Origin of the sequence: Polynucleobacter sp. MWH-S4W17 (genome assembly GCF_018687535.1) — a bacterium.
Lineage (GTDB): Bacteria > Pseudomonadota > Gammaproteobacteria > Burkholderiales > Burkholderiaceae > Polynucleobacter.
The window spans coordinates 1,622,825-1,644,832 of sequence record NZ_CP061295.1 but is presented as its reverse complement, the minus strand read 5'-3'; the positions used below and the strand labels follow the sequence as shown (position 1 = coordinate 1,644,832).

General features: G+C 42.9%; 23 protein-coding genes and 1 riboswitch. Of the genes, 19 read left to right on the top strand and 4 right to left on the bottom strand.

Going from position 1 to position 22,008, the window contains the following annotated elements; all coding sequences use genetic code 11:
- The first annotated feature begins 5 nt into the window (after nucleotides 1-5).
- The 4 genes from pcaD to C2755_RS08240 all read left to right on the top strand — a co-directional run bounded on the left by pcaD (nucleotide 6) and on the right by C2755_RS08240 (nucleotide 4,520).
- Nucleotides 6-809, top strand: coding sequence for a 3-oxoadipate enol-lactonase (pcaD, locus tag C2755_RS08255; protein WP_215320796.1), 804 nt, complete (start codon nucleotides 6-8; stop codon nucleotides 807-809).
- A gap of 2 nt (nucleotides 810-811) precedes the next feature.
- Complete coding sequence (locus C2755_RS08250; protein ID WP_215320794.1) at nucleotides 812-2,122, top strand: aromatic acid/H+ symport family MFS transporter; 1,311 nt, start codon at nucleotides 812-814, stop codon at nucleotides 2,120-2,122.
- Nucleotides 2,112-3,098, top strand: coding sequence for a tripartite tricarboxylate transporter substrate binding protein (locus C2755_RS08245; RefSeq protein WP_215322349.1), 987 nt, complete (start codon nucleotides 2,112-2,114; stop codon nucleotides 3,096-3,098). Before C2755_RS08250 ends, C2755_RS08245 begins: the two co-directional genes overlap by 11 nt.
- A 180-nt stretch (nucleotides 3,099-3,278) precedes the next feature.
- Entirely contained in the window at nucleotides 3,279-4,520 is a 1,242-nt protein-coding gene (locus tag C2755_RS08240) for a porin (protein ID WP_215320792.1), read from the top strand.
- Between the two features lie 51 nt (nucleotides 4,521-4,571).
- Here the strand turns inward: C2755_RS08240 and C2755_RS08235 are convergent, their stop codons facing one another.
- The gene (locus C2755_RS08235; RefSeq protein WP_215320790.1) at nucleotides 4,572-5,483 is read right to left on the bottom strand and encodes a LysR family transcriptional regulator; all 912 of its coding nucleotides are present in this window, start codon (nucleotides 5,481-5,483) and stop codon (nucleotides 4,572-4,574) included.
- A gap of 112 nt (nucleotides 5,484-5,595) precedes the next feature.
- Between C2755_RS08235 and C2755_RS08230 the strand changes: the two genes are divergently transcribed.
- From C2755_RS08230 to C2755_RS08220, 3 genes are all read left to right on the top strand, one after another.
- Entirely contained in the window at nucleotides 5,596-6,582 is a 987-nt protein-coding gene (locus tag C2755_RS08230; protein ID WP_215320788.1) for a tripartite tricarboxylate transporter substrate binding protein, read from the top strand.
- Between the two features lie 12 nt (nucleotides 6,583-6,594).
- On the top strand, nucleotides 6,595-7,764 hold the full coding sequence (locus tag C2755_RS08225; RefSeq protein ID WP_215320786.1) for a M20 aminoacylase family protein: 1,170 nt from the start codon (nucleotides 6,595-6,597) through the stop codon (nucleotides 7,762-7,764).
- 29 nt (nucleotides 7,765-7,793) lie between these two features.
- Nucleotides 7,794-7,882, top strand: a riboswitch (glycine riboswitch).
- Between the two features lie 149 nt (nucleotides 7,883-8,031).
- Entirely contained in the window at nucleotides 8,032-9,291 is a 1,260-nt protein-coding gene (locus tag C2755_RS08220) for a D-amino acid dehydrogenase (RefSeq protein ID WP_215320783.1), read from the top strand.
- Between the two features lie 470 nt (nucleotides 9,292-9,761).
- Here C2755_RS08220 and C2755_RS08215 read toward each other — a convergent pair whose 3' ends face one another.
- Together C2755_RS08215 and C2755_RS08210 are read right to left on the bottom strand one after the other, a co-directional pair.
- On the bottom strand, nucleotides 9,762-10,064 hold the full coding sequence (locus C2755_RS08215; protein ID WP_215320781.1) for a hypothetical protein: 303 nt from the start codon (nucleotides 10,062-10,064) through the stop codon (nucleotides 9,762-9,764).
- On the bottom strand, nucleotides 10,065-10,730 hold the full coding sequence (locus tag C2755_RS08210; RefSeq protein ID WP_215271794.1) for a Spy/CpxP family protein refolding chaperone: 666 nt from the start codon (nucleotides 10,728-10,730) through the stop codon (nucleotides 10,065-10,067).
- A 144-nt stretch (nucleotides 10,731-10,874) separates the two neighbouring features.
- On the opposite strand from C2755_RS08210, the gene C2755_RS08205 reads away from it, so the two are divergent.
- The 5 genes from C2755_RS08205 to C2755_RS08185 all read left to right on the top strand — a co-directional run bounded on the left by C2755_RS08205 (nucleotide 10,875) and on the right by C2755_RS08185 (nucleotide 14,272).
- Nucleotides 10,875-11,315, top strand: coding sequence for a DUF3106 domain-containing protein (locus C2755_RS08205; RefSeq protein ID WP_215320778.1), 441 nt, complete (start codon nucleotides 10,875-10,877; stop codon nucleotides 11,313-11,315).
- Between the two features lie 8 nt (nucleotides 11,316-11,323).
- Entirely contained in the window at nucleotides 11,324-11,896 is a 573-nt protein-coding gene (locus C2755_RS08200) for an RNA polymerase sigma factor (RefSeq protein WP_215271791.1), read from the top strand.
- Entirely contained in the window at nucleotides 11,883-12,188 is a 306-nt protein-coding gene (locus C2755_RS08195) for a hypothetical protein (RefSeq protein ID WP_215320776.1), read from the top strand. Before C2755_RS08200 ends, C2755_RS08195 begins: the two co-directional genes overlap by 14 nt.
- Before the next feature lie 230 nt (nucleotides 12,189-12,418).
- The gene (locus tag C2755_RS08190; protein WP_215320774.1) at nucleotides 12,419-13,459 is read left to right on the top strand and encodes an STAS-like domain-containing protein; all 1,041 of its coding nucleotides are present in this window, start codon (nucleotides 12,419-12,421) and stop codon (nucleotides 13,457-13,459) included.
- 210 nt (nucleotides 13,460-13,669) lie between these two features.
- The gene (locus C2755_RS08185; protein ID WP_215320772.1) at nucleotides 13,670-14,272 is read left to right on the top strand and encodes a nitroreductase family protein; all 603 of its coding nucleotides are present in this window, start codon (nucleotides 13,670-13,672) and stop codon (nucleotides 14,270-14,272) included.
- Nucleotides 14,273-14,459: 187 nt separating this feature from the next.
- Here C2755_RS08185 and C2755_RS08180 read toward each other — a convergent pair whose 3' ends face one another.
- The gene (locus C2755_RS08180; RefSeq protein WP_215320770.1) at nucleotides 14,460-15,026 is read right to left on the bottom strand and encodes a YceI family protein; all 567 of its coding nucleotides are present in this window, start codon (nucleotides 15,024-15,026) and stop codon (nucleotides 14,460-14,462) included.
- A 445-nt stretch (nucleotides 15,027-15,471) separates the two neighbouring features.
- Here C2755_RS08180 and C2755_RS08175 point away from each other — a divergent pair, with 445 nt between their 5' ends.
- From C2755_RS08175 to egtD, 7 genes are read left to right on the top strand one after another with little or no spacing between them, the layout of a single operon-like run.
- Entirely contained in the window at nucleotides 15,472-16,620 is a 1,149-nt protein-coding gene (locus tag C2755_RS08175; RefSeq protein WP_215320768.1) for an SUMF1/EgtB/PvdO family nonheme iron enzyme, read from the top strand.
- A gap of 59 nt (nucleotides 16,621-16,679) precedes the next feature.
- The gene (gene selD / locus C2755_RS08170; RefSeq protein WP_215320766.1) at nucleotides 16,680-17,720 is read left to right on the top strand and encodes a selenide, water dikinase SelD; all 1,041 of its coding nucleotides are present in this window, start codon (nucleotides 16,680-16,682) and stop codon (nucleotides 17,718-17,720) included.
- Between the two features lie 39 nt (nucleotides 17,721-17,759).
- The gene (locus tag C2755_RS08165; RefSeq protein WP_215320764.1) at nucleotides 17,760-18,632 is read left to right on the top strand and encodes a putative selenate ABC transporter substrate-binding protein; all 873 of its coding nucleotides are present in this window, start codon (nucleotides 17,760-17,762) and stop codon (nucleotides 18,630-18,632) included.
- Complete coding sequence (locus tag C2755_RS08160; RefSeq protein ID WP_251368459.1) at nucleotides 18,629-19,414, top strand: phosphonate ABC transporter ATP-binding protein; 786 nt, start codon at nucleotides 18,629-18,631, stop codon at nucleotides 19,412-19,414. Before C2755_RS08165 ends, C2755_RS08160 begins: the two co-directional genes overlap by 4 nt.
- A 2-nt stretch (nucleotides 19,415-19,416) precedes the next feature.
- A complete protein-coding gene (locus C2755_RS08155) occupies nucleotides 19,417-20,244 on the top strand; it encodes an ABC transporter permease (RefSeq protein ID WP_215320762.1) in 828 nt (275 codons plus the stop codon).
- The gene (gene phnE, locus C2755_RS08150) at nucleotides 20,241-21,035 is read left to right on the top strand and encodes a phosphonate ABC transporter, permease protein PhnE (RefSeq protein ID WP_215320760.1); all 795 of its coding nucleotides are present in this window, start codon (nucleotides 20,241-20,243) and stop codon (nucleotides 21,033-21,035) included. The genes C2755_RS08155 and phnE overlap by 4 nt, the downstream gene beginning before the upstream one ends.
- A gap of 29 nt (nucleotides 21,036-21,064) precedes the next feature.
- Nucleotides 21,065-21,997 (top strand): L-histidine N(alpha)-methyltransferase, encoded by a 933-nt coding sequence (egtD, locus tag C2755_RS08145; protein ID WP_251368458.1) that lies wholly within the window; start codon nucleotides 21,065-21,067, stop codon nucleotides 21,995-21,997.
- Nucleotides 21,998-22,008 lie beyond the last annotated feature (11 nt).

The following is a 22,008-nucleotide window of genomic DNA, read 5'->3' as shown; positions in this document are numbered from 1 at the left end:
TAGTAATGAGTATTGCGCACATTAACGGTATTGACGTTTTTTATCTTACAGATGGAGACCCTCACAAACCAGCGATTATTTTTTCTAATTCCCTTGGAACAGATCATTCCATGTGGGATGGTCAGCTTGAAATATTAAGAAGAGATTTCTACTTAATCAGATACGACACTAGAGGTCATGGATTAACTCATTCTCCAAAGGGTCCGTACACCATTGCACAGCTAGCAAATGATGTTTTAGGTCTTCTTGATTACCTCAGTATTGATAAGGCTTTCTTCTGTGGAATTTCGATGGGCGGGCTTATTGGTCAATGGCTAGCAGTTAATGCGCCAGAAAGAATTGAAGCCTTGGTGATTGCTAATACTGCGCCAAAGATTGGTACGGAACAGGCATGGAAAGAGCGTGCAGCGCTCGTTAGAAAAGAAGGACTCAATACTATTGCAGAATCCGCTCCTTCAAGATGGTTTACACCAGAGTTTTATGGTTCAAGCCCTAAAGCAGTTAACGAATTACTGATTAACTTAAAAAATATGAACCCTGAAGGCTATGCAAGTTGTTGCGATGCCCTGGCTAGCGAGGATCTGAGAGGGAGTATTTCAAAAATTGGGATTCCTACATTGATTATTGGCGGGGATAAAGATCCAGTTACCACTCTTGATGATGCTCAACATATCCAAGCACAAATTAAGGGCTCCACAATCTTAGCAATACCAGCATCACATATTTCAAACATTGAAGCAGAAGTTGAATTTAATCAGGCAATAAAGCATTTTTTTGCAAGCCAAGTAAAACAAGAATTGGAGACGTAATCATGAGTCAAATTGATGTACATAAGTTAATAGACGAGGCGAAGTTTAGTAAGTTCCACTGGGGCCTCCTGTTTTGGTGTGGTCTGGTCATTATTTTTGATGGTTACGACCTGGTTATCTATGGTGTAGTACTTCCAAAATTGATGACTGAGTGGCAGCTTTCACCAATGCAGGCCGGTACTTTAGGAAGTTATGCACTATTTGGCATGATGTTTGGTGCCATGTTCTTTGGCCCCCTATCAGACAAGATTGGCAGAAAGAAAACCATTGCAATGTGCGTTACATTGTTTAGCTTCTTTACATTTATCAACGGGTTTGCAGAGAGCCTCACCCAATTTGGCATCTGCCGATTTATAGCGGGCCTGGGTATTGGCGGGGTGATGCCAAATGTTGTTGCCTTGATGACTGAATACTCACCCAAGAAAATTCGCAGTCTCTTGGTCACTATTATGTTTAGCGGCTACTCAGTAGGGGGAATGTTATCCGCTGGCGTCGGAATCTTTTTGATTCCAATTTATGGCTGGTCATCAGTTTTCTTCGTCGCCATCATTCCGTTGCTACTGCTACCGATCATTCTTTATTTCTTGCCAGAGTCTCCAGGATTTCTCATTAAATCTAATCGCAATGCAGATGCGGCCAAAGTTTTAAAGAAAATTGCCCCTGAATATGCATCTGTAAGCTCAAGTGAGTATGTATATCCGCTTGGGAATGCCTCTAGTTCTGTGCCTTTGGTATCACTATTTAAGGATGGTCGCTTTTTTAGTACTTTAATGTTCTGGACTTCATTCTTTATGTGCCTCTTGATGGTGTACGCATTAGGATCTTGGTTACCAAAGCTCATGAACAAAGCTGGGTATGAAATGGGTTCAAGCCTAATGTTCTTGATGGTTCTAAATATTGGCGCTATCTTTGGAGCGGTTGGTGGTGGTTGGTTGGCTGATAAGTTCCACCCACGTAAGGTGCTTACCATTTTCTTCATTTGTGCGGCAGCTTCAATCAGTCTCTTAGGTGTTAAGAGTCCATTTTTAGTGCTGAACTTATTGGTTGCTATTGCAGGTGCAACGACAATTGGTTCTCAAATCTTGCTATATGCCTATGTCGCTCAATATTACCCACTAAAAATACGTTCCACTGGCATTGGTTGGGCTTCTGGTGTCGGTCGTGTCGGCGCAATCTTGGGCCCAGTGCTAGGGGGTACTTTGTTAAGCTTAGGCCTGCCACTGGAATTTAACTTCTATGCATTTGCAATTCCTGGTGCAATTGCATGTGTGGCTATTTCCTTGGCTGGTAGATCTGGTCATGATGCGAAATAAAGTGATGCGCCTTTTTGCATTCTTCATAATTGGCTTGGGTGCAGTATTGATTCATTGCGAGCCTGCATTCGCTCAAGAGTGGCCTGCAAAGTCAATTCGTTGGATTGTGCCATTTCCTCCTGGCGGTGCGATGGATGTCATCGCGCGCGCCTTAGCTGATAGGTCTTCAAAGACATTGGGTCAGGCGATTATTGTGGAAAACAAGCCTGGCGCAGGAGGAAATATTGGATCAGAGCTTGTGGCACGCTCTGATGCTGATGGATACACCATGTTGATTACATCAATTGGTATGGCGACTAATAAATATCTCTATCCAAAGCTACCCTATGACCCCGTAAAAGATTTTTCACCCGTTAGTTTGGTTGCTATTGTGCCTAATGTATTGGTTGCCAATGCTACTCAGCCAAACGTAAAAACGGTAACTGATGTTATTGCCAATGCAAAAGCTCAACCAGGAAAGCTCACCTATGCTTCTGCGGGTAATGGTACGTCGATTCATTTGGCGGGAGAGGTATTTACCTCAATGGCCAAAATTGATATGCAACACATTCCCTATAAAGGAAGCGGACCCGCACTAACAGATCTACTGGGTGGGCAGGTTAATTACATGTTTGATAGCATCACATCAGCTAAGCCCCATATTGCATCAGGGAAACTGCGAGCTATAGGCCTTACAACAACTAAGCGCTCTAAATCTTTGCCGGGCATTCCTACTATTGCCGAGTCTGGGTTGCCTGGGTATGACGTCACACCATGGTTTGCTGTTTTTGTGCCCGCCAAGACCCCAAAGGCCACCGTCAAAAAACTCAATGCCGCCTTACTTTCTAGTATGGCTAGTCCAGAAATTAGGGAAAAGTTTGAGGCCATTGGTGCTGAGCCAATAGGCTCTAGTCCAGAAGAGCTCGCAATTTATCTCAATAAAGAAATTGATCGCTGGGGCAAGGTGATCACTACCAACAATATTAAATCTGATTAAAGGTTGGAATTTCATGCTTGGGATGGCGTTATTTAAAACCATTACTTTTAATTATGTTAAATCGCATAAGAATGCATTAGACATCATTAAGTAGTTTACATAGACTGAGTCCGACTGCAGTAATTACATTCGGGTGAACAAAATAAATTGAACCTTACATAAGGGAAAAGGGAGTTAAGAATGAAAAAAGTTATGACAGCGGTTGGCTTAGTGGCTGCATGCGCAGGTGCAGCACAGGCGCAATCAAGCGTTATTGTTTACGGAATTATTGATGCTGGATATGTTGGCGGGAATTCTAGGATTAGTTCTTCAGCCATTACAACTAACGGCGGTCAAACAAAGACTACTGTTAATCAATTTGGTAGCAATGCAGAGAGTTCAAGTCGTATTGGTCTTAAAGGATTTGAGGACTTGGGTGGCGGTATGACAGCATTTTTTACAACCGAGTTTCAATTAGAGCCACAAGATCAAACACTTTCTGGTAATTCTAATAACGGACTTTTTAATCGGCAGGCTTTTGTTGGCTTGAAGAAGAATGATTTAGGTCAAGCGGCGGTTGGGCTGCAATACACTCCTATTTTTAATGCAGGTCTTGCTACTGATCCAGGTGCTTTTAATAACCTAGCGGGTAACGTGATATACGCAAGCACCAAAGGCATTGCTAGTGTCAGTGCTGGTCAAACATATATTGGATTTACAGCCCGTACTGCCAACACTCTCTCATTTAAGACGGCTTCGTTTGCTGGGGTTACAGCAAGCGGTATTTACACTTTGAACAATAAGAATGAGTCTCAAAGCCAAACAGGCAGCACGATTTCTGGCGGAAATACCAATGCTAGTGGCTGGGGTCTTGGTTTAGATTACACCTACAATAAGTTTTATATTGCAGCCGCTTATCAAGCGTTAAAGCAATTTACAACAGCAGATTCTCTATTAACTCCTTCTACTACAAATTCTCATGAGTGGACAAATGCCCAAGCAAATGGTGGAACTACGGCATCTGCGCTTCCTGGCGGTAACGCCTTAAATGTGCAGGATAACCAGTTTTATGCTGGTGCAACCTATGATTTTGGGATTGTAAAGACCTATGCCCAATATTTGACGCGTAAAGCAACATCAACTATTACCCCTAACTATTATCTCGGCCGCTCCGCTGAGCAACTTGGTGTTCGTGGATATGTCACTTCAAATATTGAAGCATGGGGTTCTGCAGGGCTAGGTCGTTACACGGCTATGGGCTTGAACTCACCAACAGCAAATTTCAATGGCTGGCAGGTTGGTTCAAACTATTGGTTTAGTAAGCGTACCAATCTTTATGCTATGTATGGACAGACAGTAGTATCAAATGCAACAACAGCGTCTGGAGTAACAGCAAGTGCCAGTATTAATAATTATGCAATTGGTATGCGCCACACCTTTTAAACTTAAATCTCCATTATTAAAAGTTTGACCCGCCTCTAGAGGCGGGTTTTTTTATTCTTTTTGAATTGTCATCTGATTTGGTCGTTCGCTTAAGTCCTTTTCAATAAAGTCTCTTACGTGACGCATGAGGGGTGACTCAGTTCTGTTCTCAATGGTGACAAATCCAAATCGAGCAGTGGCATTTAATGGTGGCGTAAGGATAATCTCTTCCAGATCTAGTGCTGAATTTCGAATGGCTAGTAGTACTGTATTGCTTTGCTCTGCCACTTCAACTAAGCTAGATATCTCGCTGCACTTGATGTTTACAAGGTTCTCAAGGTTTGCATCCTTGCCATACCGGTCAATAATAGTTTTTTCTGTTGCTTCACTTAAAGCAGTAGATGCAATCGGATACTTCCTAAGATCATCCATGGCGATCTTCTTCATCTTCCTTAGTGGATGGCCTTTGCGAACCATAAATGCACCTGGCGTCTCATGAATAATTTCCATCTTTAAATCTTGAGATGGCTTCATGGATCGAGCATTGATAATTAGCGCATCTAATTTTCTTGCTCTTAATGATTCAATCAGCATGCCTGTTTTGCCTCTGGCAATTTCGATATGAAGATGGGGGTAGTGAACGGCAATGTGCTTTAGTAGCCGAGTCATCAGTAAGGCGCCTGGCCCAGACCCCATACCAATTCTAATTTGGCCGCTCAAGCCATTTTTGAAATTTCGATTGGTTTCTTTTATATCTTTTGCTAGGTCAAGCAATATTTGTGAGCGTCGTAGTATTTCTTCGCCGAATGCAGTGAGTGTAGTTTGTCTACCTTGGCGGTCAAATAGTTTTGCCCCAAGTTCGTCCTCAAGAGATTTGATGCTTCTGCTGAGTGCGGGCTGCGTTACAAAGAGGTTTTCAGATGATTTTATAAATGAGCCTGTTTTTGCTAGCTCACTCATATGCCTTAGTTGTGTCAGCGTCATATTGCCTCCCAATTTGCCATTACATTAAGTTATATTAAATCGTATCAGAATGCATTAGACATTCCAATTTGGGGTACCTAGAATAGGCTCTACATTAAAGAAGAAGGGCTTCATGATGAAATTGACCAGGTTTTTATCCTCAGTTTTATGTACTTTGACGATTGCCTCTGGGGCGGGGGCTCAAACTTACCCTAGTAAACCAGTGAGTTTGGTTGTGCCTTATCCGGCCGGCGGTGTATCCGATGTCATCGCACGCATTGTGAGCCCTGCGCTTTCTAAAAAATTAGGCGAAGCAGTCATTGTTGAAAACATTGGCGGAGCAAGCGGTGGTATCGCTGCTCAGAAAGTACTCAATAGCCCACCAGACGGTTATTTGGTGATGCAGGGTTCTCCTAATGAATTAATCTTGGGGCCGCTGGCAAATTCAGCAATTAAGTTTAAGAGTGAAGACTTTCGCCTGGTACAGATGATTGGTTCCGCACAAATTGCATTCTTAGTTAGAGGTGATATGCCGGTGAAAGATGTGGATTCATTTTTAGCGTATGCAAAAAAATCCGCTCAAGAAGGCAAGCCTTTATCTTACGCAAGTGTTGGCCCCGGCTCTTTCTATCATTTGTTAGGTGAGCAGCTCTCAAAAGAGACCAAGATCCCAATGACCCATGTCCCTTACAAGGGTGCTGGCCCAGCATTGCAAGACTTAATTGGCGGTCAGATTGATTTCTTCTTGGCGCCCTACGGAAAGTCTCATGATGAACTTGCTAAGCAAGGCAGAATTAAGTTGCTTGCGATGCTCAATGCTAAACGTCTAGATAGCGTTAAGGATTATCCGGCGATCACCGAGAGCAAAGGATTAAAAGGGTTTACGTATTCAATCTGGACAGGTTACTTTGTTAAGAAAGATACGCCTGAGCCAATCGTCCAGACTTTAAATAAAGCTTTGGGTGAAGTGCTCGAAGATCCAGCTGTGAAGTCTGGTCTGGACGCTAACAGTCTATTGATCGCCAAACCATTAACATTGAATGAGTTAAATAAGGTTTATGGTGACGGCACAGCGCAATTTAGGGCTATCGCAAAATCTATTAATCTGCAGCCACAATAAGCAACTTATCTAATGAACCAAGCACATGAATTGGCTTCTATTGAGGTTGAAGAGTTTATTTCTCTGCGGAGAGATATTCATCAGCATCCAGAGCTGGCCTTCGAAGAACATAGAACCGCTACTTTAGTTGCACAAAAACTGAAGTCTTGGGGTTATGAGGTGCACGAAGGCATTGGCGGTACCGGTGTTGTTGGCGTTTTAAAAAATGGCAATGGCGAGATGTCTATCGGTTTGCGTGCAGATATGGATGCCCTGCCAATCCATGAGCAAACCGGAGCGGAGTGGTCGAGCTGCAATCATGGAGTTATGCATGCCTGCGGCCATGATGGACACACGGCCATGTTACTTGCAGCAGCAAAAGAGTTGGCTGCTAAAAAAGACTTTTCGGGAACGGTGAATTTAATATTCCAGCCGGCAGAAGAGGGTGGCGGTGGCGCATTGCGAATGATGGCAGATGGTTTATTTGAACGCTTTTCATGTGATTCAATATTTGCTATACACAATATGCCAGGCTATCCGGTAGGTCATCTGATATTTCGAGATGGACCAGCAATGTCATCTAGCGATTATGTAACCATTGAGATTAACGGCGTAGGTGGGCATGGTGGTATGCCACATAAGGCATCGGATCCAATAGTTGCAGCATCTTCCATAGTCATGGCGCTACAGACCATTGTTTCTCGAAATGTTGATCCACAGCAATCGGCCGTAATTACAGTGGGTGCCTTTAATGCGGGCCATGCCAATAATGTTATCCCAGCTCATGCAAAATTAGAGTTGAGTATTCGCGCTTTAGATCCGCAAGTAAGAATTGATATTGAGGCGCGAATAAAATCTCTCGTTCATGCCCAGGCTGAAAGCTTTGGTTTAACCGCAAATATTATTTGGAAAAAGGGATATGCAGTATTAGTAAATTCATCTGCAGAAACTGAATTTGCCAGAAATGTTGCGGTTGACTTTTTTGGGGAAGCCGCAGTTACAAGGCAAGGCCCCGCATTATCTGGTAGCGAAGATTTTGCATTTATGCTGGAGAAGATCCCTGGCTCCTATCTTTTTATTGGCAATGGGGATACACCAGGAACTTGTATGGTGCATAACCCTGCCTACGACTTTAATGATGGAAATATTGCTATTGGCGCAACATTTTGGTCTGAGCTGGTGAAGCAATATTTGAAGACTTAGTATTTGAAGGTATAGTATTAAAAGTATTTAAATCATTCTCGGGAGAGATTGCTTTTACAGCAACGCCGAAGGAGCAACCGCCCCGGAAACTCTCAGGCAAAAGAACCGAAATGATCTTTAAACTCTGAAGAGATATTGGGTATTCGTCATCCAATAACACCGAAGGAGCAAGCAAATATTGAATATTTGCGAATCTCTCAGGTCCAGAACAGAGGGGGCCCCTTGAGCATCTGCAATGGGTAACCCTGACGTTTGAAGGATCTAAAAATGAAATCATTTGTAATTATTGGTGGCGGTATCACAGGCGTTACAACCGCTTATGTTTTAGCAAAGCGTGGCTACGATGTCACTTTAATTGAGCGCCATCGTTATGCTGGCATGGAAACATCCTTTGCCAATGGCGGCCAACTTTCTGCATCTAATGCAGAGGTCTGGAACCACTGGTCAACGATCATGAAGGGCATGAAGTGGGTATTTAAAAGAGATGCCCCACTATTAATTAACTTAAAGCCTGACTGGCATAAGATTTCATGGTTCGCAGAGTTCATTGCCTCGATTCCGAATTACAAGAGCAATACCGTTCAGACCGCACATATGGCGATTGAAGCCAGAAAGCATCTATTTGCTTGGGCAAAGCAAGAGGGTATTGATTTTGATTTAAAGCGCGAAGGTATCTTGCATATCTATCGTGATCAGGCTGGCTTTGAGCATGCAGGCAAAGTCTCTAAGATGCTTGCTGAGGGCGGGCTAGGGCGTACTGCCGTTACACCCCAAGAGATGAAAGAAATTGAGCCTACGCTAGCCGGTAAATATTATGGTGGTTATTACACCGAAAGCGATTCCACAGGTGATATTCATAAGTTCACTCATGGGTTGTCAGAGGCTGCTGCAAACTTGGGTGTTAAAACCATTTATGAGCATGAAGTGCTTTCTGTTCAGTCCGATGGCAATCGTGTGAACTTAACCCTGAGCAAAGATGGGCAAGCGAGTCAGCTTGTTTTTGATAATGTCGTTGTGTGTGCTGGGGTTGGAAGTCGTGATCTTGCTTCGCAGTTAGGTGATCGCGTCAATGTCTATCCGGTTAAGGGCTATTCAATAACGGTGAATTTGACTGATAAAGCTAGCCAAGAGGGTGCCCCGAATGTGAGCCTGCTTGATGATGAAACTAAGCTTGTTACTAGTCGTCTTGGGGTAGATCGATTCCGCGTTGCAGGGACTGCAGAATTTAACGGTATCAATCGAGATATCCGCGCGGATCGTATTAAGCCTTTGATTGATTGGGTTAACCAATGCTTCCCTGAAGTTAGCACTCGCTCGGTAGTGCCTTGGGCTGGATTACGTCCAATGATGCCAACAATGATGCCAAAAGTAGGCTTGGGTAGTAAACCTAATGTGTATTACAACACTGGTCATGGCCATTTAGGTTGGACCTTATCTGCCTGTACTGCTGAAATGATTGGTGATGTGATCCAGTATGGCGAAACCACTAAAAAGGTTAGTTCGCCAGCAAGCCTAAAGTTTTCTTGAGTAAGTAATTGATAAGCGTTACTTAAAGTAACGCTTATCAATCTTCAAAAAATAACTTTGGAGCAACGAAGTGCTAGATGGTTGTTCCAAAATTCCTTTGGTTTCTAAAACCAAAGACCGATAGACCACTTCTTTTAAATCCATGAATTTGCTTACACATTTGCTTACACACCGACACTGACCACCCGCAGAGCCCCTGTTTATATGGTTCTATCATGGGCTTCTGCTCTCATAATCCTTTGGTCCCAGGTTCAAGTCCTGGTGGGCCCACCAATGAAATCAACGACTTAGGGAGAAATTCCTAAGTCGTTTTTCTTTCTGTGCAACAAAGTGTGTAAGCAATCTTCACACATCTTCCATAGCAACCCCCAATAAACATATAGGTCTGCCGTTGAAACAATGAACTACTTGTAGATTGTTGTATCCAATATTTAAGGCCTGCTTACGGCCAGGTGCAACCATCGCACCGCCTACACAATTTCATATGTCAGCAGTAAGACGGCGGCACCCATGCAGAGCAATGCGAGCATAAAGAACTTGTCCGCAATATCTTCAAAATAAACCTTTCTTGAATTGCTTCGAATGGATAGGTATGAAAAGATAGAGCTTGCTAGAAAGATCAGGGCGTCTAAAGCTAAAAGATCATCAACCCAGTAAGCCATTCCCCGATTTGATTGGGTTAGCTTCACAATGCTGATAACGGTCATGCATACCCCGAGCATTGCACCCGAAGTCGGCAGAATATGACCACTTAGATTGTTGGGGTTACGCATTTACTGGTGAATGTAACCTGGCAAAGTACCTGATCCAGAGTTTTGATTGGGCGACGGTGATCCACTGAGTTCTGGCAAGTTGTAGTTTGGTTGGCTTGGTGCCAGTCTTTTTTGAGTTGCATTAATAAAAGTATGTACTTTGCTATCAAAAGATGCCTTTTGCTCTGCAGTCAATAATTTGTAAAGCGGTTTGGCGGACTCATCAACCTCTTTTAAGCTCGCATATCGATTTTTTGCATCTTCAGTAGATTGATTCAGATATTTCAGTCCATCAATAGTAGCGGAACTATCGTTATTCAATTTAGCTCTTTCTTTGGCAACATCGCTTGCATAGAGCCTCACCTTGATTGCAAAATTATCCCAAGCTTTACTTTGTGCGGGTGTTAGCTTAAGATTTTCCTCAAGGCGAGATAAGCCAGTTTCGATTTGCTCATATGTAAGCAGATGTGAACCTGGAGCAGGCATTGAGATATGCGTATTTGCTGATGTACTGGAAGAGTCAGGATTAGACGCATTGCGCCCTGCACCCCTTCGCATTCCAGGCATTCCTGGGACCCCAGGGCCTTGAGATCCGCCCCATTGAGCAAAAGACTCTTTAACGGGCAAAATTGCTACTAAAACTAGAAAACTCAAGATAATCGAGCGCACTGGCATGGTTTGATTCATTTTTCTCTCAACTGGATGCTCCTAACCCTTGTTAGACAGTAATTTTGAAAAATACTTACTCTAAAAAGAAAATAATTATTTTGTCTTGGTCGTAAGTTTTCTATAGGTGCCCGCGTCTAAGAATTAACAAATAAGGAGAAATAGATGAAAAGAGCAATGCAAGGTTTAATGATGGCAAGTATTTTGATGGTTGGAGCGATTGGTATTGCAAGCGCAGCTTTGCCTGAGCCACAGGATCCTCAAGTGGTGGCTAATATGAGCTATGAGCAGCGTCTTCAGATGTCTAAGGATCTACGAGAGCAGTTTAAGCAAGCCACACCAGAAGAGCGCCGTGAGTATCGCCAAAAACTGCATGCCAAATTCAAAGCCTTAAGTCCTGAAGAGCGTAAAGCACTTCGCGAGAAGATGCATGCCCAATGGAAGGCGTTAACTCCAGAGCAAAAGAAAGAGCTGCGTGATAACCGCAAAGCCATGATTGCCGCAATGACACCGGAAGAGCGCCTTGAGATGAAAAAGGAACGTGAAGAGTGGATGAAGGCGCATCCCAATGAAAAAGAACATTGGAATAAGCCAATGAGCAATTAAGGATCAGTTTGACTTTATTTACTAGTAAGCAACACCGCATCGAACAGGCTTTATTAAAAAGTGCGGTAGCGGGGGATTCTAAGGCATCAAAAGAAGTCATTCGCCTATTGAGCTCCCCCGCTTACTCCTTAGCTTGGAAGATGCTTGGCAACAAAGAAGATGCAGAAGATGTCGTGCAAGAGGCCTTTATTCGCTTATGGAAAAGTGCGGATGCATTTTCAGGAAAGTCGGGACTTTTTACTTACTTTTACGTGATTGTGAGCAATCTTTGTTTGGATAGGATCAAAAGTATTAACAAGGGGTTCTTTGAGGAGTTTGATGAGATTGAGCATCAACCCATGAAAGAGATTGAGTGGAGTATCTCAGAGGGTGTCAGCCTAGAAAGCATTAAAAAGGCAATGGATGTTTTAAGTAGCAAACAAAGAATGGCGATGTTGATGTGGGCATATCAAGATATGACGGCAGAAGAAGTTGGTCTGGCAATGGGTATGAATAAGAATAGCGTCGATCAATTGTTATATAGGGCTAAGTTGAAGCTTAAGATGGAGTTAGAAAAAGGTGAATCCCATGCGAGCGAATGATAAAAAACATTTAAAGAAAGTGTTAGATCAAATCGAAGTGCAAGAACCATCTACCCATTTTGAGCAACGCATTTATCAAGATTGGCAAAGAGTGGTTCTTAAGGTGGATCGACCCACTCATCGATTCACTGAAGTTTTGGCGCTCGCTAGATTACACCCTAGGCTTGCCACATTGATTGCGATGGTGGTTATCACAGGCTCCGTATTACTAGGTCAGCATCTCCTGACAAATCAGGACGAAGAGTTGCATCGTATTGATGCTTTATCCGAATTAAGCCTCTCAACTATTTAATCTACAGTGTTTTCCCTTGCCCCTGGGGTCTCTAATATTAGAAGCTGCAACTTTGCTACGGGCTACTACCAAAGAAACCCAGCTAGACTTGGCGGTAAATAAGGTTAAAAGGGCCTCAGAGCGCATATAAGTACTATTTATTCAGGGTGTCTTGTCGATACTTGACCAAAAACTTTACAATAATTTCATAAAACTTTACAATAATTTCATAAAACTTTACAAAAATAGATATGAAATTTGCCAATACAAAGCGCTCCCAAGAAGTACGTCAGTTCTTGGTAGATGGCGTTAAAGCCAATCAACACGATTTAGCTCATGTCGCAATGGAAAGGTTTGGTCTTACTAGACAGGCTATCCATGCTCATTTTGCAGCGTTAGTTAAGGATGGATTTTTAGCTTCCAGCGGCAGCACGAAGGCGCGTGTATATCAGTTAGGCGTAAAACGATTTCATGATGGCCTATTTAAATTAAAGGGGTTAGAGGAGTCTGAGATCTATTCACGTGATTTTGGTGAAATATTTAATGGATTGCCTAAGGAAATTGCCAATATTTGTCATTACGGCTTTACTGAGATGCTAAACAACGCCATTGACCATTCGGAGGGTACCGAGGTCTACATCAATGTAGAAAGAACACCCGATTTTGTTTCAATATCAATTATTGATAATGGCGAGGGAATATTTAACCATATTGCTAGATTATTAAAGCTGCACGATCCACGTGAGTCGATTTTGGAGTTGAGTAAAGGAAAGCTTACTACTGATCCAAGTAATCATACTGGGCAGGGAATCTTTTTTTCATCCCGTGCTTTTGATGAATTCTTTATTTTTTCTGGTGATTTGGTCTTTACACATGCTGACGGTTCGGGAATGGACTTTTTACTTCATAATGAAAAGAGTCATCAAGGAACGAGGGTTGTCATGAAAATAGCGCTCAATTCAGAAAGAACATTGCGTACGGTATTTGATAGTTTTAGTGGTACAGAAGACGAAGATTACGCGTTTAATAAAACCGTTGTTCCGGTGAAGCTAGCTCTATACGAAGGTGGCCAGCTTATTTCGCGCTCTCAGGCAAAGCGAATTTTAAATCGTGTTGATCGTTTTAAGACTGTGCTGTTGGATTTTAAGGGTGTTGAATCAATTGGTCAGGCATTTGCAGACGAAGTGTTTCGCGTTTTTGTTAAACAAAATCCGCAAATTACCATTCACTCTATTAATGAGAGTCTTGAGGTGAAAAAAATGATTAAAGCTGCCCAAAGTAATTTGGGATAGAGACTAGGCGGCACCCATCTAAGTCGAGCAATCGATATTATGAAGGCATAGTCCAGGGAGTAGTGAAAGCTACACAAACCGGAATCCTTTGGTCCCAGGTTCAAGTCCTGGTGGGCCCACCAGAAAAGCAAACCCTCATCAGCAATGGCGAGGGTTTTGTCTTTTGAATGTTGCCGCATTATCAGGGTTTGAATCTCACTGAGGAAGTTAATGAATACATTTGATGCAATCCGCGAACGTAGAGCAGTCAAATATTTTGACCCAAGCCATGAATTTACTAAGCAAGAGACAGAGCAGTTGCTTGACCTTGCTATTCAGGCGCCATCCTCATTCAATATCCAACATTGGCGTTTAGTGAATGTTACAGACAAGGCTTTAAGGGCAAAATTACGAGAAGCTGCTCATGATCAGGCTCAAGTTACTGATGGATCCCTATTATTTGTAGTAACTGTGGATATCAAGGCTTGGGAAAAAGATCCTGCTCGATATTGGGTAAATGCACCCAAAGAAGCTCAAGATATCTTAGTTCCTTGGATTCATCCTTTTTATGCTGGAAAAGAGCAATTACAAAGAGATGAAGCAATGCGTTCAGCTGGCATCATGCTGCAAACGATGATGCTCTCAGCCAAAGCGATGGGTTATGACTCATGCCCAATGGTTGGCTTTGATTTTGATAAGGTCGCCGAATTGATTCATTTGCCTAAAGACTATGCCATTGCTGCAATGTTGGTCGTTGGTAAGGGCATTAAACCAGCATGGCCTAAGCCTGGATTTATCCCTAAGTCAGAAATGTTGATTGAAAACCATTTTTAAGCTGATATTTTCTGGGCGGGTTTGAACGGCATGAGAAATTCAGCCTAAGCCCAGGCCCTATTAGGCTGATTAAAGCCCTCATCAGAAATGGTGAGGGCTTTAATTTTTATATGGCTCCGTTAGGTTTGGCGCTCAAATGAAACCTTATTGCTTGCAGACTCTATTGGCAATACCAGTGTAATTAAGGCTATTCTCTTGACGCTTCAATCACTATATTTAAGCTGATCTCATCGCCAACAAATGGCACATATTTTCCTAGATTAAACTCTGAGCGACTCAACTTCGCGCTTGCGTTAGCGCCACACATATATTTCAAAGTAATCAAGTTACGACTGCAAGAAAAGTTAGTCACTTCCACATTAACGGGCTTAGTAATGCCTTTGATGGTGAGCTCGCCTGAGAGTGACGTAATGACCTGATCATTAAATATAACGTTATCGGAGATGAATTTGGCTACGGGAAATTTTTCAGAATTAAAGTAATCTTCACTTCTAAGTAACTTATTAAAGGTATCGGAGCCTGTGCTAATTGAGCCAGTCTCAATGTCAATATCTATAGTGCCGCCATCCATTTGATCATTGAGTGTAATAGTTCCATTCACCTTATCAAAACGACTAGTTTGAATCGAGTAAGCTAAATGTTTGTAGCTAAAGCTAACAAAGGTGTGATCAGGGTCAGTAATATAAATTTCTGCCGCTTGTACCGAGGAGGTCACCAAGGTCAGGAGCAAGGCGCTTATATAAAAAAAGTTCATTAGATATTTTAGGTGTTGATATGAGAATGTGCTGAATCAGCGCCCCTATCCTCAATAGGGGCCTAAATACCTTGTTTTTAGTATTTCCGACAGTTAAGGCATCAATTGAGACTGTAAAAGGTAAGTAAGAATGAGCATAAAATTCATTTATATAAGTTAATTCATTTAATTAACAACCGTATCACGCCCAATACTAATATTACTAAATCAAAAGCCAGTAGCAATGCTTCCCCGAAACTCACCAAGTCAGATGCGAGATTTAGATGATCTTAGTCAATTAAGCAATATTGTTTCTGATAAATGCAGGGGTCAACGCTCATTAGTGAGAAGAATTTTTCACCGCGAAGTTTCATGCCCATTATGGGGTATAAAACCCTTGAAGAATTACTTGAGATCTTGCCTAACTAGTGCAGCAATATTGATGAGCTTCATTTTCTAAATCTAAATGACACAGTTTGACTATCTGCGCTACGAGCCTTGGCCATTACCCAATAAGCTTCTAATAGATTTGGGGCGCTCGACTCACGTGACACAAACCATTATTGGTAAGCTTGATCACGGTCAGGAAAAAGTCGCCTTATTGCCCGGATTAAACCCCCCGCATTGGGAGTTTGGTCATCTGATTTGGTTTCATGAATTTTGGGTTCATCGCAAAGGGGTAGCATCTAATCCTTCCTTTTTAGCCCATGCAGATGCTTTATTTAATTCTTCTGAAATGATTCATGATGATCGCTGGCAGGTACAAATACCCTCTATCGATATCTTGATGAATTACTTTTCGGATGTGATGGAGCGTACATTTATCATCCTCAGATCTGGAACCTTGAGTCCTGAGCAGGCTTACTTTATTCAGTTAGCTCTCTATCATGAAGATATGCACAATGAAGCGTTTGCTTATATGTGGCAATCTTTAGGTTACGCCTGGCCTCTTGAGCAAGATCTTGGTGCTAGTCAAGACCAACACAATGATTTTGAGTCAAGATATATCCATATTCCTCAGTGCCAATTTCAGCTTGGGTCAGCACCAAGCACGGGCTTTATTTTTGATAATGAGAAATGGCAGCATGAAGTATTGACTCATGATTTTTCAATTTCAAGCCATGCAGTTAGTAACGGTGAATATTTAGAGTTTTTAAGATCTCTAAATGATGCAGGAATAAGCTTTAAGCATCAACCTGCATATTGGAAAAAAGAGGGTGATGCCTGGTTTGAGCGATTTTTTGATCGGTGGCGAGAGCTGGATCTCAATGCTCCAGTGAGACATATCTCTGCCCATACTGCTGAGCAGTATTGTTTATGGAAGGGTGTTCGACTCCCTACTGAAAATGAGCTTAGCGTCTTAATGACATCAGCGCGTGAGCCATGGCAACCATCCAGCTTATGGGAGTGGACTAGCAGTACTTTTAAGCCTTTTGAGGGCTTTAGCTCTGATCCTTATCAAGATTATTCAGCCCCATGGTTTGACAGTAGGCATCGGGTTTTGAAGGGTTGGAGTGTATTTACTCCTGACTATCTGCGTCGCCCCCAATTTCGTAATTTTTACCTACCTTCCCGCAGTGATTTTTTTTGCGGCTTTCGTACCTGTTTGGCATAAATTAGGTAAGCTCACATACTTAGCTGCCATCCTCTTACTTTTAAATTGAGTTCTTCAACATGACATATAACGGTCGTCTTACCTCCCTCTCTCACGGCGGGGGCTGTGGTTGCAAAATTGCTCCAGGTGTTTTGAGCGATATTCTGAAATCTTCCCCTATTCGCCAGATGCCTGCTGCACTGCTGGCAGGCTCTGATAACAATGAAGATGCCGCTGTTTATCAAATCAACGAACATCAAGCGATCGTGGCGACCACAGATTTCTTTATGCCGATTGTCGATGACCCCTATCAGTTTGGGCGAATTGCAGCTACGAATGCTATTTCAGATATTTACGCTATGGGTGCCCAACCTCTTTTTGCCCTAGCGCTATTGGGCATGCCAATCAATGTCCTTCCTTTGGAGGTCATTCAGCAAATCACTGCTGGCGGTGAGTCGGTGTGTGCAGAGGCTGGGATTATGATTGCCGGTGGTCACTCGATTGATACTGTAGAGCCGATTTATGGCTTGGTTGCCATTGGCGTAGTAGACCCTAAAAAACTAAAGCGTAATAGTGGTGCAAAGTTAGGGGATAGCATCATCCTTAGCAAGCCCTTGGGTGTAGGCATTCTTTCTGCTGCGCTGAAAAAAGAGCAGCTTTCTGACTCTGCCTATCAGGAGATGATTGCCTTAACGACTAAGCTGAATAAACCTGGCGTCGCGCTATCCCAACTCGATAGCGTGCATGCGCTTACGGATGTGACAGGGTTTGGCTTAGCAGGGCACTTATTGGAACTGTGCCGTGGAGCAAAGCTTTCAGCTCAGATTCAGTGGGACTCTATTCCAGTAGTTTCTGAGGCGGTCAAGCTGGTAAAAGAAGGTATCTTTACTGGCGCATCACCACGTAACTGGCTGGGTTATGGTCATGAAATACAGATGGCCTCTCATTTGAATGAGTGGCAGCAAAACCTCTTGTCTGATCCTCAAACAAGTGGCGGTTTATTAATCTCTTGCAGTCCAGAAGCAACCGAGCAGGTATTAGAAATACTCAGAGCAGATGGATTTAGCCAAGCTCAAAAAATAGGTCAATTTGTACAGGGCTCAGGCGTTTCTGTAGCCTAAGCTCTACTTCTTTAATTCAATAGAAAGTATCCAAACAATATGAAACTAAACACTTTGAAAGTGTCACTCGGCCTTGTTTTAGCAACGCTTTGCTTTAGCATGTTCACGCTTCCAGCTCAGGCGCAAGCCGTCTTACGTGTCTCCGCGATTCCGGATGAATCACCAACTGAGTTACAAAGAAAATTTCTTCCTTTAGGCGAATATCTTTCTAAAGAGACGGGCATGAAAGTCGAATTTACGCCCGTGACAGACTACGCTGCAGTTGTTGAGGCGCTGGCAACAAATAAAATCGATATGGCATGGTTAGGCGGTTTTACTTATATTCAAGCAAAAATTCGTACGAATGGCGCCGTCAAGCCGATCATTCAGCGTCTTGAAGATGAAAAATTTACGAGTAAATTTATTATTCCTGAGGCTAGCTCGGCAAAGACTTTGACAGATTTAAAGGGCAAGACCTTTGCTTTTGGTTCACCATCATCTACTTCAGGCCATTTAATGCCGCGTTTTTACCTAATGAAGGCAGGCATTAACCCAGATAAAGACTTTAAGAGTATTGCTTTTTCTGGAGCCCATGACGCAACAGTCGCATTTGTTGCTAGCGGTAAAGCAGATGCTGGCGCTTTAAATGCATCTGTTTGGGATAAATTGTCTGATGCTAAAAATCCTAATACCGAAAAAGTAAAAGTTCTGTATACAACGCCTCCGTACCATGATTACAACTGGACCGTACGAGGTGGTTTGGATGCAGCGGTAACTAAAAAAATTAGCGATGCTTTTTTAAAGCTGAATGCCAATGATCCTGCTCAAAAAGAATTAATGGATCTTCAGAGGGCTAGCAAATATATTCCTACTAAATCATCCAACTACGATGAAATTGAAAAGGCTGCAATTGGTGCTGGTTTGATTAAGTGAAAAAAATAGCATTTGCATTTAAGCAAGTTAGTTTTAGTCATAGCAATGGCAAAGAGGCGCTAAAAAATATCAACATTAGCGCCTCAGCTGGTGAATCAATTGCGATTATTGGATCATCTGGCTCTGGCAAAACGAGCTTGCTTAATTTGATAGCGACTTCACTGCGCCCTAGTATTGGATCGATATCGGTATTGGGCATTGATCCATGGGCGATTTCAAAAGGGCAATTACGCCGTTTACGCTCTCAAATAGGCTTAGTTCATCAAGCAGCTCCGATCCCACCAAGACAAAGAGTGATTACCACCGTCTTAGCTGGTCGTCTTGGTCAGTGGCCACTCTGGAAATCTCTTCTGTCATTAATCTATCCGGTAGATATCGCGGGTCCGCAGTTATGTCTGCAAAAACTCGATCTCGCCGACCGCCTCTTTGATCGTTGTGACCGCCTGTCTGGAGGTCAATTGCAAAGAGTGGGTGTCGCGCGCGTGCTGTACCAGAAGCCTTATTTATTGCTGGCTGATGAGCCAGTATCTGCAATGGACCCTGTTCTTTCTGATTTAACGATTCAGCGCCTTTTAGAGAATGCTCGCACCAGGGATGCTTGCTTTGTGGCCAGCCTTCATGCAGTAGACATTGCTTTACGGTGGTTCCCAAGAGTTGTTGGGCTGAAGGATGGGGAGATCTTTTTTGACTTGCCAGCATCCGATGTGAGTGAGAGCTTGCTTCAACAGTTATATGCATCTGAACGCGGTATTCTGCCAAAACAAGGCAGTCCGAATCCATAACCATGAAAAGAGTGGTCTATTTTAGGGATCCAGATGCGCTCAGGCGTTTTGTGGTGACGTGTATTGCATTAACGATCTTATGGCCAATGATGCAATTGGCACAGTTTGATGTATTTGCATTATTTGAAGCTAGCAACCTCAAAGTTTTTACTAACTTCTTAATTCAGTTTTTCCCACCCAATCTTCAGGCATCATTTTTAGCGCTAGTGTTTAAGGCCACTTTAGAGACTTTAGCCATGGCAACTGCAGGCATTGCTCTGGCAATGCTGATGGCAATTCCACTGGGCCTCATCATCACTTATAGCCTATCGATTTCACGTATTGGTCCTGCTTCTGGTCATCGCATTGCGAAACTCGGTAGATATCTTGCCCGAATGCTGATGTTATTACTCAGAGGTATTCCAGAAATTGTATGGGCCTTGCTGTTGGTGAGAGTGTTTGGTTTGGGCCCAATCGCAGGCGTGCTAGCAATTGCTATTACCTATGGTGGCATGCTCGCAAAAGTGTATTCCGAAATCTTAGAGACTGAAAACACCCTACCTGCTAAAGCGCTAATAATGTTAGGTAGCGGCCGTATCAATGCATTTTTATATGGGTTATTGCCAGGCGCCTCACAAGAGCTAGCCTCTTACACAATCTATCGCTGGGAATGCGCGGTTAGGGCCTCGGTTGTCATGGGCTTTGTAGGTGCTGGTGGCTTAGGACAGCTTATGGACCAGTCAATGAAGATGCTCAACGGTGGTGAAGTATCTACCATTCTCATCGTATTTTTGCTGCTTGTTTTACTCGCTGACTACATCAGTCTCATCATTCGTCGGCAACTCGCATGAACCACTATCCTGCTCGCGAATTTTGTCTAAAGTGTCTCATTACGCTTGTGCTGATTGCGCTTTTTATTGTGGTGAGCTTTGTTTATCTTTCATTCAATCCTCTGGCTTTGTTTACTAAACAAGCTATGAGTGATGTTGTTATTTATACAGGACGCTTTTTTCCACCAGATCTCTCACCATCTTTTTTACAGAAGGTGTGGAGTGGTGTATTGCAGACCTTGGCCATTTCTGCCTTGGCCACTTTATTAGCGGCAATTGCGAGCCTTTTTCTGGCGCTACCAGCAGCTGGACAGTTTGGTCGTAGCGCAAAAGTAGCAACCCGTTTTTTCTTAAATTTTTTGCGCTCGGTGCCAGAGCTTGTTTGGGCGGTATTAATGGTACTGGCAGTAGGTTTAGGACCATTTGCTGGAACCCTAGCGCTCGCCTTGCACACCACAGGAGTGCTGGGGCGTTTATTTGGCGAGACCCTGGAAAATCACTCTCCCAATGCAACGCAAGCTCTGAGGTTGGCTGGGGCAAGTAATGCTCAAGCATTTATTTATGGGGCTTTACCAGGGATCTATTCTCAACTGCTCTCTTATAGTCTTTATCGTTGGGAAATGAATATACGTATGGCCACGATATTAGGATTTGTTGGTGCAGGGGGTCTTGGACAAATTCTGTACTACGAACTCTCTTTATTACATGAGCAGCAAGCCTCAACAGTGATCATAGCGATGCTTATCTTAGTTATAGCTGTAGACATGATTAGCAACAAGCTTCGTAGAGTGCAAATGCACAGTCTTGGCTAAATTAGGTAACATGAAAAAGGAATATTGAAGTGAGTCAAGACAATTTACCTGATCAAAAATTAACTGATGAAATTATTGCTGGTCTTTCACGAGAGCAGTCATCGATATCTCCAAAGTTTTTCTATGATGAAATTGGTTCGCACTTATTTGAGGCAATTACTTTTTTGGAGGAGTATTACCCAACCCGAACTGAAAAACAAATCATGGTGCAATACGGCGAAGCAATGGCTTTGACGATTGGAAAGTGCGATGTTTTGTTGGACTTAGGGGCTGGTAATTGTGAAAAGGGTAGCGCATTATTTGACACCCTATTACCCAAAGAATATCGGGCGCTAGATATCTCAAAAGAATTTTTAGAGCGGGCTATCTCAGGCTTGCAAAAAGAATTTCCACGAATTCAGATGCAGGCACAAACCTGTGATTTACAGGAAGAAATGGCGTTTCCTGATTTGGTGGGTCGAAAGAAAACCTTTTTTTATCCAGGCTCTTCCATTGGAAATTTTGACCCAGATGCTGCGCTGGGACTATTCAAAAATATTGTGAAAGTTTGCCAAGGTGATGGGGGTTTATTGATCGGGGTTGATTTGGTTAAGGATCGCGAAGTTCTATCTCGAGCTTATAACGATGCCCTTGGAATTACTGCGGCTTTTAATAAAAACATCCTTTTACACCTGAACCGGCTGGTTGAAACGGATTTCAATTTAGAAAATTGGGAGCACTACGCAATTTTTAATGAGCAACTTACTCGAATCGAAATGTATCTTCGATCTACTCGGGATCAATTGGTTTCGTTCCCCGGTGGCGAAAGGCGTTTTGATAGCGGTGTGCTTATTCATACTGAAAATAGCTATAAGTACACGCAAGAAAAATTTGAATCTCTTTTAATGAGCGCCGGTTTTAAAGCCGTACACTCCTGGACTGATCCAAATTGCTACTTTTTGGTAGCTTATGCGACAGCATAGGGCCTGATTGA

Coding starts and splice junctions, on each gene's coding strand:
- pcaD (WP_215320796.1), top strand. CDS start 6: ATGAGTATTGCGCACATTAACGGTATTGACGTTTTTTATCTTACAGAT.
- C2755_RS08250 (WP_215320794.1), top strand. CDS start 812: ATGAGTCAAATTGATGTACATAAGTTAATAGACGAGGCGAAGTTTAGT.
- C2755_RS08245 (WP_215322349.1), top strand. CDS start 2,112: ATGCGAAATAAAGTGATGCGCCTTTTTGCATTCTTCATAATTGGCTTG.
- C2755_RS08240 (WP_215320792.1), top strand. CDS start 3,279: ATGAAAAAAGTTATGACAGCGGTTGGCTTAGTGGCTGCATGCGCAGGT.
- C2755_RS08235 (WP_215320790.1), bottom strand. CDS start 5,483: ATGACGCTGACACAACTAAGGCATATGAGTGAGCTAGCAAAAACAGGC.
- C2755_RS08230 (WP_215320788.1), top strand. CDS start 5,596: ATGATGAAATTGACCAGGTTTTTATCCTCAGTTTTATGTACTTTGACG.
- C2755_RS08225 (WP_215320786.1), top strand. CDS start 6,595: ATGAACCAAGCACATGAATTGGCTTCTATTGAGGTTGAAGAGTTTATT.
- C2755_RS08220 (WP_215320783.1), top strand. CDS start 8,032: ATGAAATCATTTGTAATTATTGGTGGCGGTATCACAGGCGTTACAACC.
- C2755_RS08215 (WP_215320781.1), bottom strand. CDS start 10,064: ATGCGTAACCCCAACAATCTAAGTGGTCATATTCTGCCGACTTCGGGT.
- C2755_RS08210 (WP_215271794.1), bottom strand. CDS start 10,730: ATGAATCAAACCATGCCAGTGCGCTCGATTATCTTGAGTTTTCTAGTT.
- C2755_RS08205 (WP_215320778.1), top strand. CDS start 10,875: ATGAAAAGAGCAATGCAAGGTTTAATGATGGCAAGTATTTTGATGGTT.
- C2755_RS08195 (WP_215320776.1), top strand. CDS start 11,883: ATGCGAGCGAATGATAAAAAACATTTAAAGAAAGTGTTAGATCAAATC.
- C2755_RS08190 (WP_215320774.1), top strand. CDS start 12,419: ATGAAATTTGCCAATACAAAGCGCTCCCAAGAAGTACGTCAGTTCTTG.
- C2755_RS08185 (WP_215320772.1), top strand. CDS start 13,670: ATGAATACATTTGATGCAATCCGCGAACGTAGAGCAGTCAAATATTTT.
- C2755_RS08180 (WP_215320770.1), bottom strand. CDS start 15,026: ATGAACTTTTTTTATATAAGCGCCTTGCTCCTGACCTTGGTGACCTCC.
- C2755_RS08175 (WP_215320768.1), top strand. CDS start 15,472: ATGACACAGTTTGACTATCTGCGCTACGAGCCTTGGCCATTACCCAAT.
- selD (WP_215320766.1), top strand. CDS start 16,680: ATGACATATAACGGTCGTCTTACCTCCCTCTCTCACGGCGGGGGCTGT.
- C2755_RS08165 (WP_215320764.1), top strand. CDS start 17,760: ATGAAACTAAACACTTTGAAAGTGTCACTCGGCCTTGTTTTAGCAACG.
- C2755_RS08155 (WP_215320762.1), top strand. CDS start 19,417: ATGAAAAGAGTGGTCTATTTTAGGGATCCAGATGCGCTCAGGCGTTTT.
- phnE (WP_215320760.1), top strand. CDS start 20,241: ATGAACCACTATCCTGCTCGCGAATTTTGTCTAAAGTGTCTCATTACG.